Below are 9,794 nucleotides of genomic sequence, written 5' to 3'. Positions count from 1 at the left end.
CGGAAGGCAATTATACGTAATTTATCCTTGGGGAGAAGGGGGATACCCCTTCTTTCTCAAAAATATTACTTCTCTTGCCCTCTTTAAAAGTTGCATTTACTCCTTGAATCTAAGAAGTTATTAAATAAAGATTTTAAATAATAGGTTCCTGAAGTAGTACCGTCACTACGCCATAAATGGAAACCAAGAGTGCCTCCCCCTCCAGGCACTAAATCTGCGATATCAAAGAATAATAAATTATTTGCGCCTGTAATAGTTCCAATAAAAGTATGTGGATTAAATTCTCTTAGCGCATATGTACCCTCTGCGGTACCATTGCTACACCAGATTGAGGAAGTACGCGAATTATAATATGATCCATTGTGCGAAAAATATATCAAATTATTCAAAACAATGATTGATGAGATAGCACCCCATTCGTCGAACAAATCTCCTTTTACAATAAAAGTACCTGTTTCAGTCCCATCACTACGCCATAACCCTAATTTAAATTTAGTTTCAGCAGTAAAATACATTACTCCATTAAGGACTACAGTTGGATTACTTCTATCAATATCAATATTTGCTCGCTGAACCTCGACATCGCTACTATTAAAATCGTGATGCATATGGCTAATAATTTGGATGGAATTACCATCTGTTTTGAAAAGCTTAACTCCACCCTGTACCGTATACGTTCGACCTCCGAAGTCTAAATACGTATAAAATGCATTATCCTTACCTATAAAGAACAAACTATTATTTACTTTTGTAATTCGCTCCGGTTCTAAATTATAATCGGCAATTCCTGATCTTCGAAGTGGATAAGTGCCTGCTACAGTACCATCACTTCTATAAAGTTCCCTTTTATTTTCCTCATCCAGACTATTAGCGCTAAAATATAAAACACCATTTAATTCTTGCCAATCAGAGCCTATTCTTGAATAAGAATTTTGAGGTAGAATAAAAAGAGGAAAAGTGCCGACCTCTGTACCATCGCTTCGCCATAGTTCCTTGCCAGCAATGAAGAAATAAATACCTTTACCATTCGCGCTAATGCCAATGGCTTGGGTAGAATGCAATTCGTAAAAAAAAAATAAGTTAATTCTTTTAACCAGACTTGTACCAGCCTGCGTACCATCAGATTTGTACAAGCCACGATAGTCAATAAGAAAAAACAATTTATCGCCAACTTTAGTGAGATTTTTATGTCCATAAGGGTCAGTTTCTGCTACTAAAGAAACATCTTGTCCTTCTAATAAAAAATTAGTTTCTTGTGCTTTGGCGGTAATATTTATTACAAGCAGGAGAAAAAATAGCTTTGTGAAGTTTTTCATCTCTATTCAAAAATTGATATGATCATTCATTATTGAGCTTCCAAAATTAGAACTAATATTTTTTCAAAGTAAGATTTCCGATTTTATACGCATAATCTATCAAAAAGTTATCAAGTGGTATAGTAGGGTATTTTTTGTAGCTGTCACTATGAAATATTTTAATGTAATTACACATAATGAACAATATAGCCTGATGGCAGGCAGTTAAAAAAAACGTCCAATGCACTAAAAATCAGCACATTGGACGAAAATAATATTTTTTGTAATCAGAACAATAATTGACAAATACATTTATTTTTTTTAGTAAATCAAGCAGCCTTGTCATTCTCAAAAAACAGTGGTTTCCAAGGCTTCCGCTCTACACAATCCAAGGCTAAACAGCCGTAGTCACTCCCAAAATAACCTCTTCAATCAAATCACAGGCAGTATGTAATTGGTCTTCGGTAATGACCAACGGAGGGGCAAAGCGTATTTTGTTGCCGTGGGTTTGTTTACAAAGTAAGCCTTTGTCTTTGAGTTGAAGGCAAATCTGCCACGCCAACGGGCTTTCTTCGTCGGTATTGATAACAATGGCATTAAGCAAACCTTTGCCGCGTACCAGTTGAATTAAGTCGGTTTTTTGTTGCAACGCCCGCATTCTCATTCGAAAAATTTCTCCCATTTTTTCGGCATTTTCGGCCAAATGCTCGTCTTTGAGAACAGATAAGGCCGCCACTGTCACCGCTGCTGCCAACGGATTGCCACCATAGGTAGAACCGTGTTGCCCCGGCTTAATCGTGAGCATAATTTCGTCGCTTGCCAATACACACGATACCGGATATACACCACCCGAAAGCGCTTTTCCCAACACCAAAATATCAGGTTTCACGTCTTCGTGATCGCAGGCGAGGCGTTTGCCCGTGCGTCCAAGACCCGTTTGCACTTCGTCTGCAATGAACAGTACGTTGTATTGGGTACACAAAGCTCGTACACCGCGCAAATAGCCTTCGTCGGGCACAACCACCCCGGCTTCGCCCTGAATCGGCTCCACCATAAAACCCGCGATGTTGGGGTCAGCTTGGAAGGTTTGTTCCAACGCTTCTAAATCATTGTAAGGAATAATGATATAACCCGGCAAAAAAGGGCCGTAATCATCAGTACTGTCCGAATCGGTAGAGGAAGAAATTGCCGCCAGGGTACGTCCCCAAAAGTTGCCCGCGGCAAATACCGTTTTGGCTTCGTTTTGAGGAATACCTTTCACCAAATAGCCCCATTTACGGGTCAATTTGAGCGCCGTTTCGCCACCTTCCACGCCCGAATTCATCATCAGTACTTTATCGTACCCGAAGTAGTCACACAGGAATTTTTCACATTCTCCCAATACTGAATTATGAAACGCTCGCGAAGTAAGGGTCAATTTTTGGGCTTGTGCTACCAGTGCCTCCACAATTCGCGGATGACAATGTCCCTGATTGACGGCACTGTAAGCCGACAAAAAGTCAAAATAACGTTTGCCGTCTATGTCCCATACATGCACGCCTTCGCCCCGCTCAATCACGACTGGCACCGGCTTATAGTTGTGCGCCCCGTAGTGTTTTTCAAGGCCAATAAGGTATTCGGATTGAGTGAGTTCAGCAGTCATGTCAGTTATGATGTTCAAATGAAAAAAACAGTATTTTTTCAAAAGTAAAATTTAACTTATTTTGTATTTCTGATACGTCAATTTATTTATTTTTAAACAATTTAAAGTCAAAATTTGTATTCATTGCAAACTTTTAAATAAAATCAACACTTCATTTTTATGATTAAACAACTCATTCTATTAGCGTCTGTAGTGAGCTTTACAGCGATAGCCCAAGACAGAAGACCCACAACCCCAACCACTCCTGCTACTCCGCCTGCCAACGCTTCCGCTACGCCCGCACCCGCAGCCCCGAAAACAGGACCTAAACCTTACAAAGAGGTCATTACCGATAAAAGCAAAACTTCTAAAGGGCTGTTTATCGTACACAAAATAGAGGACAAGTACTTTTTTGAGTTGCCTGATTCGCTCTTGGGGCGTGAAATGATGGCCGTAACCCGCCTCTCTCAATCAAGTACTACGCCCGGTTCGGTGGGTTTACCAGCTTACGGCGGCGAGTTACTTAATCGTCAGGTGATACGCTTTGAAAAAGGGCCAGAAAACAAAATTTTTATGCGCTCGGTGGCTTTCATCAATGTCAGTGAAGATCCTAATTCTCCCATTTACAAAGCAGTACGCAATTCCAATTTAGACCCGATTGCCATGGCTTTTGACATAAAAGCCATTAAAAAAGACACCTCGGTCGTGATTGAGGTCACTGATTTTTTCAAAACCGACAACGCAGTCATTTCTATGTCGCCCATGGTGCGGCAAGCCTACAAATTAACGACCATCCAAACCGACCGGACATACATCCAAAGTATCAAAACCTTTCCAGTCAACACGGAAGTAAAGGTGGTGAAAACCTACGGAGTTATTCCACCCACTCCAACCTTGTCGTTGGGGGCACCCAGCCCCTTTCCCTCGGTCAACTTACCTGCTGCTTCCACTGCGGGAGCAGTTACGATGGAGCTGAACACCTCTTTTATTGCGCTTCCTGCCGTTCCGATGAAACAACGTTTGTTTGACTTACGAGTCGGTTATTTTGCCAATGGTTACACCGTTTATGGCGAAAATTCTCAGCGTACCGATGATAAAACGTTTGTCGTAAGGTGGCGGTTGGAACCCAAAAACAAAGAAGACGAAGCGCGTCAGCGTCGGGGAGAATTGGTAGAACCCAAAAAACCGATTGTGTTTTACATCGACCCTGCGACACCCGTACAATGGCGTAAATTCCTGAAAATGGGTGTGGATGATTGGAACGTAGCTTTTGAAAAAGCAGGTTGGAAAAATGCCATTCAGGGAGTGATTTTGGACGAGAAAGACACTACTATCAGCATGGAAGATGCGCGTTATTCGGCCATTCGGTACTTTGCTTCGGACATCGAAAACGCGTATGGTCCCAACGTCCATGACCCGCGTACGGGCGAGATTTTGGAAAGCCACATCGGTTGGTATCACAATGTGATGAAATTGCTCAAAAAATGGTACATGACCCAAGCCGCCGCCGCTGACCCGCGTGCTCGTAAAAATAAATTTGATGACGAACTCATGGGGCAATTGATTCGCTTTGTATCGTCGCATGAAGTGGGACATACGTTGGGACTTCGTCACAATTACGGTGCCTCTACAGCTACACCGGTGGAAAAACTGCGCGACAAAGACTTTACCACTAAGAACGGGCATACCTCTTCCATCATGGATTATGCGCGTTTCAATTACGTGGCGCAACCCGAAGACGGCGTAACTGATTTCTTCCCGCGCATTGGCGATTATGACATTTGGGCCATTGAATGGGCGTACAAACCCATTTATGATACCAAGACTCCCGAAGAAGACAAGGTTATTTTGAATAAATGGTACAAAGAGAAGGCCTTACCAAATCGCCGTCTGTGGTTTTTGACCGAAACCAATCCGTATGACCCACGTTCACAAAACGAAGATATTGGCGATAATGCCATGATTGCCAGTGGTTACGGCATCAAAAACCTCCAACGTATTGTACCCAATTTGACGCAATGGACCAACCAGGAAGGGGAGGATTACGAACTATTAGAAGAAGCTTACAATGAAGTGGTCGGGCAGTTCCGTCGCTACATGGGGCACGTCACCAAGTACGTGGGAGGAATTTACGAAACGCCGAAATCAATGGATCAGGACGGAGTGGTTTATGAACCTACTCCCAAGAAACTTCAAAAAGACGCCGTTGCTTTTTTGAATCAGCAGTTATTTACAACTCCAACATGGCTTTTGGACGCCAATATTATGAATCGAATTCGTCCGGACATGGGTGTGGATTTTATTTCAAAAATTCAGGAAACTACTCTAACAAGTCTGTTTGGCTCAGACCGTTTACAACGTCTCATTGAAGCCTCTGAAAAAACGGCCAATGCGTATTCCATTGATGAATTGTTTACGGACGTACGAACCGGTATCTGGTCAGAACTTAGAACTCGCAAAGCAACGGATGCCCACCGTCGGAACCTTCAAAAAATCTATGTAGAGCGTATGGCAACTGCCCTTAATGCACCTGCTCTTCCGGGATTTGGTTCAACGGCTACGGCAAAGGTTTTTGGAGCGGTCGTCGCTCCGTCGGCTGACCCGCGCAAAAACGACGTTCAAACGATGATACGCGCGCACTTGAACCTGCTTCAGAACGAAATACAGGCGGCCATTCCTGCCACCACTGATAAAATGACAAAATATCACTTGCAGGATTGTCTTTTCAGAATCAAAAAAGCATTAGACCCTAAGTAAAAACAAACAGAGTCTTTCCAAGTCTTTAAGACCCCAACGGCCGGACTTGGAAAGACTTACCCATATTCGAAGACCTATGGAAGAGCCTTTAGACGAATACGACCGATTGATTTTGCAGCAACTCGAAAGAGATGCCCGCAAAGCTTATTCGGCCATTGCCGACGATTTGAAAATTTCCAACACGATGGTTCATCAGCGAGTTGGAAAACTTAAACGCATTGGCATCCTAAAAAGCACAACCGTTGTACTGGATGAACGAAAACTGGGCTTTGAGTGGGGTGCTTTTACGGGCATTATGCTTAAAGAAGATTCTGATTCCGAAAAAATCATTGATGCCCTAAAGCAGATTCCCGAAGTCACCGAATGTTATTATATTACGGGCAAATACACGCTTTACATCCGAATTGTAGCCCGCAGCAATGAACACATGCGGAAGGTATTGTACGAAAAAATCGACCACATTCCGGGAGTTTTAAAAACCGAATCACTGATTGATTTTGGGGCGGCCTTCAAACGAAACGTTCCCATTGAAGAATAAAAAACTAAAAACTCTCTTCTCTGAAAAGGAGTCGCATTCGAGGGGGCTGAAGAAAGTTTGTACCTACTTTAGAAACAATTAAAAACTCCCCTCTCCAAAAAGGACAGGGGCCAGGGTGAGGTTATATGAAAACTTGGATTGGCGTTGACATCGGTACAACCAACGTAAAAGCAACCGCAATAGATGAGGCAGGGGAAGTAGTAGCCCAAGCTTCTGGCGCCTGCGTGACTTACCATCCGCATAACCGCTACGTAGAACAGGATCCGGACGAGATTTATCGGCTTTTCATGGATGTAGTGAGGCACGTAACCGAACAGCTCAGTTACAAAAACGCCACCGTTGAAGCGGTAAGTTTGTGCTCAGCCATGCACAGCGTCATTCCGTTGGATGCCCGAAATCGCCGTTTGACGCGTTCTTTGCTTTGGGCTGACAATCGTTGCGAAGCGCAGGCAGATGCCCTCAAAACCAACTCCATTTGCCGTAAATTATATGCCCAAGTAGGCATTCCTGCACATCCTTACGCTCCTTTGACTAAGCTGGTCTGGTTTCGTGAAAAACAGCCGACGGTTTTTAACCGCATTAGTCGCTTTGTTTCACAAAAAGAATACATCTGGCATCGGTTATTTGGCCAATTTCAAATTGACTATTCGATGGCTTCCGGCACGGCCTTGCTCGACAATCGCCGCTTGCAGTGGAGTCCATTGGCGCTGGATTATGCAGGCATAAAAACGTCCCATCTGTCGGATGTTGTGCCTACGTATCATCAGGAAAAACTTATCAAACCCAGTCTTTGTAAAGCCCTTGGATTGCCATCCGGTACGCCGTTTGTTGTTGGTGCCGGAGATGCCTGTTTAGCAAATTTAGGTTCGGGAGCCTTGGAGAAAGGCATTACCACCCTAACCATCGGCACAAGCGGCGCCGTACGCCAAACATCTCCCAACCCTGCCCGAGATGCTCAGCAACGATTATTTACCTATGTGTTAGACAAAACGCATTACGTATCGGGAGGTCCAACCAACAACGGCGGCAACGTACTCGAATGGCTTTCCAAGCATTTATTGTTAAAAGAATCAACCGAGCTTCTGGCCATGGCTGAAAGCGTCCCTGCCGGTGCAGAAGACCTGATTTTTGTTCCCTACCTGTTGGGAGAGCGCGCTCCCGTTTGGAATGCCCACGCCCGTGGAAGCTATCAAAACCTGTGTTGGCAACACACGCAGGCACACATGGCCCGCGCTACACTGGAAGGGATTTTGCTGAATCTTAATCAAATTCGACAAATCATTGATAATCAACTGCATAAAACTCAAATCCTGCACGCTAACGGCGGTTTTACCCGCTCGACTTTTTGGGTACAATTGGTGGCAGATATTTTTAATACCCCCGTTCGGGTCAATGAAAGCAATGAAAGCGGATGCCTGGGTGCTATACTTTTGGCGATGAAGTCATTAGGAAAAATAGACACGTTGGAGGATGGTGTTCATGAATACGTACGTTTTGCCGAAACCTATCGCCCTAATCCTTCCAAAACGCGCATCTATCGAAAGCTGCAAAAGGTATTTGAAAAAGCGATAGAACAAGGCTAAGTCACTTACTGTCATTGCTATTAAAGTCCTCCCTACCAGGCAGGATCAAGTGGAGTTATTTAAAAATGGCGCGGTATTTGTGTAGCCTATCGGTGGAACAAATTGCTAAAAAAAACCGTTAACTTTGAATCAAATCATTACGCCAAACACATGAAAAAGATAGGAATCGCCTCCGTATTTGCTGCTCTATTGATAAGCCTGATGGCTTTTAAACCTCAAAAATCCAAAGGGGAAGAAGCCAAAATCCAATGGTTAACGTTGGAAGAAGCGTACAAACGCAACCTAAAACAACCCCGAAAAGTGTTTATTGATATGTACACCGAGTGGTGCGGTTGGTGCAAAGTGATGGATAAAAACACCTTCAAAAACGCGGAAGTAATTGATTTTACAGGCAAAAAATTCTACGCCGTTAAATACAATCCCGAAAAAGATGCGGACGTGATGCTTGGCAAGGTCTCTTTCAAAAACATGATGAACGGCAAAGTGACCGGCTTTCCTACAACGGTGATTCTGGACGAAAAAATGAATCTGATTCAACCGATTGCCGGCTATTTAGAGCCACGGGTATTTCATCAGGTACTTGCCTATTTTGGAGACAACAATTACCAAAAAGAGCCTTTTGACCAATTTCAGCAAAAGACCTACCCTACTAAATACACTGCCAAAGCGCAGTAGTTTTGTACCAATAACTTAGTTATGCAATTCCCGATTTATCAGCTGGATGCATTCAGCAATCATATTTTTGGCGGTAACCCTGCCGCTGTAGTACCGCTTACTTATTGGCCGTCTGACGAACTAATGCAGGCTATTGCGGCTGAAAATAATTTGGCCGAAACTGCTTTTTACGTTCCCACCGAAACGGGATTTCACATTCGCTGGTTTACCCCAACTGTGGAAGTAGATTTGTGCGGTCATGCCACACTCGCAACGGCTTATGTGGTGTTTTTTATTGAAAATTATCCACACGATAAAATCAATTTTGATTCACGCAGCGGAGTTCTCCGAGTTTGTAAAGAAGGCGATTGGCTTGTCTTAGATTTTCCCATCGATCATTTTCATAAGCAACTTGTGTCACCACCTGCCTTGCTGGAAGCTTTGGGAGACATCGTACCTCTCGAAATTCTGAGGGGAAAAACCGATTTTATGGCTGTCTTAGCGAGCGAAGAGCAAGTTCGCACCCTTCAGCCGGATGTTATCCTCTTATCTACTTTACCGGTTCGCGGCGTTATCGTGACCGCCAAAGGCGATTCCGTTGATTTTGTTTCGCGCTTTTTTGCACCCCAATCGGGCATTGCAGAAGACCCCGTTACGGGTTCGGCACATACCACTCTAACACCTTATTGGGCAGAGAAATTGGGCAAAAACGAACTAAGTGCCTTGCAGGTATCTAATCGCGGCGGTGTTCTAAAAACCAAGCTTCTCGGCAATCGCGTAGAAATAGCCGGTCAGGTACGATTATACATGAAAGGCACAATTGAAGTTGAATAAAAAAAACGGCCGATGTTTGTATCCGCACAAACATCCTATTTTATTTGAAAACTATTTCCTGACGGCGAGCGTTTGCTTGCCGTTTTTCTTTTTTGGAAGGCTTGGCCGCTTTTCTTTTGGGTGCTTCAAAAATGGGAGCCACTATTTTTGGAATAAATAAAGGCAACGGGCGCATCAGTACATCTCCATCTCTCAGTTCTTCGTCTTTGAACTTTGCTTCTTCCAGACTTCGCAAAGTTTGAATGATATTAATTACTTCATTACCCATTCTTCCCTGCTCTTCGATGCTCATTTTGTTATCAAATCGAGAAACCTCCCAGTAAAACAATTCCGTTTTGGCGTCATAGACACCAATAGGCGTTCCCTGATGATGAGTGGAAAAACTTTCTAAAGCCTTGGATTCAAGTTTGAAGTGCAATTTGGTGTTTTAGAGCAAACTGGATGGGAGATAAATACCCAAGAGTTTTTCGGGGTCGGTTGTTTAGTTGATTTTCAATCCAATTTACGTCACT

Annotated in this window: 8 protein-coding genes; 5 read left to right on the top strand and 3 right to left on the bottom strand. The window is 43.5% G+C overall.

Translation table 11 applies throughout. From position 1 onward, the window contains the following. Positions 1–83: 83 nt before the first annotated feature. Entirely contained in the window at positions 84–1,316 is a 1,233-nt protein-coding gene (locus Q0081_RS16800; RefSeq protein ID WP_298355577.1) for a hypothetical protein, read from the bottom strand. Positions 1,317–1,689: 373 nt separating this feature from the next. Then, entirely contained in the window at positions 1,690–2,937 is a 1,248-nt protein-coding gene (gene rocD, locus Q0081_RS16795) for an ornithine--oxo-acid transaminase (RefSeq protein ID WP_298355574.1), read from the bottom strand. 159 nt (positions 2,938–3,096) lie between these two features. Here rocD and Q0081_RS16790 point away from each other — a divergent pair, with 159 nt between their 5' ends. The 5 genes from Q0081_RS16790 to Q0081_RS16770 all read left to right on the top strand — a co-directional run bounded on the left by Q0081_RS16790 (position 3,097) and on the right by Q0081_RS16770 (position 9,282). Then, positions 3,097–5,673 (top strand): zinc-dependent metalloprotease, encoded by a 2,577-nt coding sequence (locus tag Q0081_RS16790; RefSeq protein WP_298355571.1) that lies wholly within the window; start codon positions 3,097–3,099, stop codon positions 5,671–5,673. A gap of 76 nt (positions 5,674–5,749) precedes the next feature. Next, positions 5,750–6,211: an Lrp/AsnC family transcriptional regulator gene (locus Q0081_RS16785; RefSeq protein ID WP_298355568.1), complete on the top strand. Its 462-nt coding sequence runs from the start codon at positions 5,750–5,752 to the stop codon at positions 6,209–6,211. Between the two features lie 125 nt (positions 6,212–6,336). After that, positions 6,337–7,794: a gluconokinase gene (locus Q0081_RS16780; protein WP_298355565.1), complete on the top strand. Its 1,458-nt coding sequence runs from the start codon at positions 6,337–6,339 to the stop codon at positions 7,792–7,794. Between the two features lie 150 nt (positions 7,795–7,944). Beyond that, a complete protein-coding gene (locus Q0081_RS16775) occupies positions 7,945–8,469 on the top strand; it encodes a DUF255 domain-containing protein (protein WP_298355562.1) in 525 nt (174 codons plus the stop codon). Positions 8,470–8,490: 21 nt separating this feature from the next. After that, positions 8,491–9,282, top strand: a complete 792-nt coding sequence (locus Q0081_RS16770) for a PhzF family phenazine biosynthesis protein (RefSeq protein WP_298355559.1) — start codon at positions 8,491–8,493, stop codon at positions 9,280–9,282. Between the two features lie 40 nt (positions 9,283–9,322). On the opposite strand, the gene Q0081_RS16765 is transcribed toward Q0081_RS16770, so the two are convergent. Further along, positions 9,323–9,700, bottom strand: a complete 378-nt coding sequence (locus tag Q0081_RS16765; protein WP_298355556.1) for a hypothetical protein — start codon at positions 9,698–9,700, stop codon at positions 9,323–9,325. Between the last annotated feature and the right edge of the window lie 94 nt (positions 9,701–9,794).

The organism is Runella sp., assembly GCF_027484545.1.
Lineage (GTDB): Bacteria > Bacteroidota > Bacteroidia > Cytophagales > Spirosomataceae > Runella.
Note: the sequence above shows the minus strand (reverse complement) of the source record. Positions and strands in the feature narration are given on the sequence as shown.

Bases quoted from the DNA above. Each gene is read 5' to 3' on its own strand.
- Q0081_RS16785 (WP_298355568.1), top strand. From the start codon at position 5,750: ATGGAAGAGCCTTTAGACGAATACGACCGATTGATTTTGCAGCAACTC.
- Q0081_RS16770 (WP_298355559.1), top strand. From the start codon at position 8,491: ATGCAATTCCCGATTTATCAGCTGGATGCATTCAGCAATCATATTTTT.
- Q0081_RS16775 (WP_298355562.1), top strand. From the start codon at position 7,945: ATGAAAAAGATAGGAATCGCCTCCGTATTTGCTGCTCTATTGATAAGC.
- Q0081_RS16800 (WP_298355577.1), bottom strand. From the start codon at position 1,316: ATGAAAAACTTCACAAAGCTATTTTTTCTCCTGCTTGTAATAAATATT.
- rocD (WP_298355574.1), bottom strand. From the start codon at position 2,937: ATGACTGCTGAACTCACTCAATCCGAATACCTTATTGGCCTTGAAAAA.
- Q0081_RS16790 (WP_298355571.1), top strand. From the start codon at position 3,097: ATGATTAAACAACTCATTCTATTAGCGTCTGTAGTGAGCTTTACAGCG.
- Q0081_RS16780 (WP_298355565.1), top strand. From the start codon at position 6,337: ATGAAAACTTGGATTGGCGTTGACATCGGTACAACCAACGTAAAAGCA.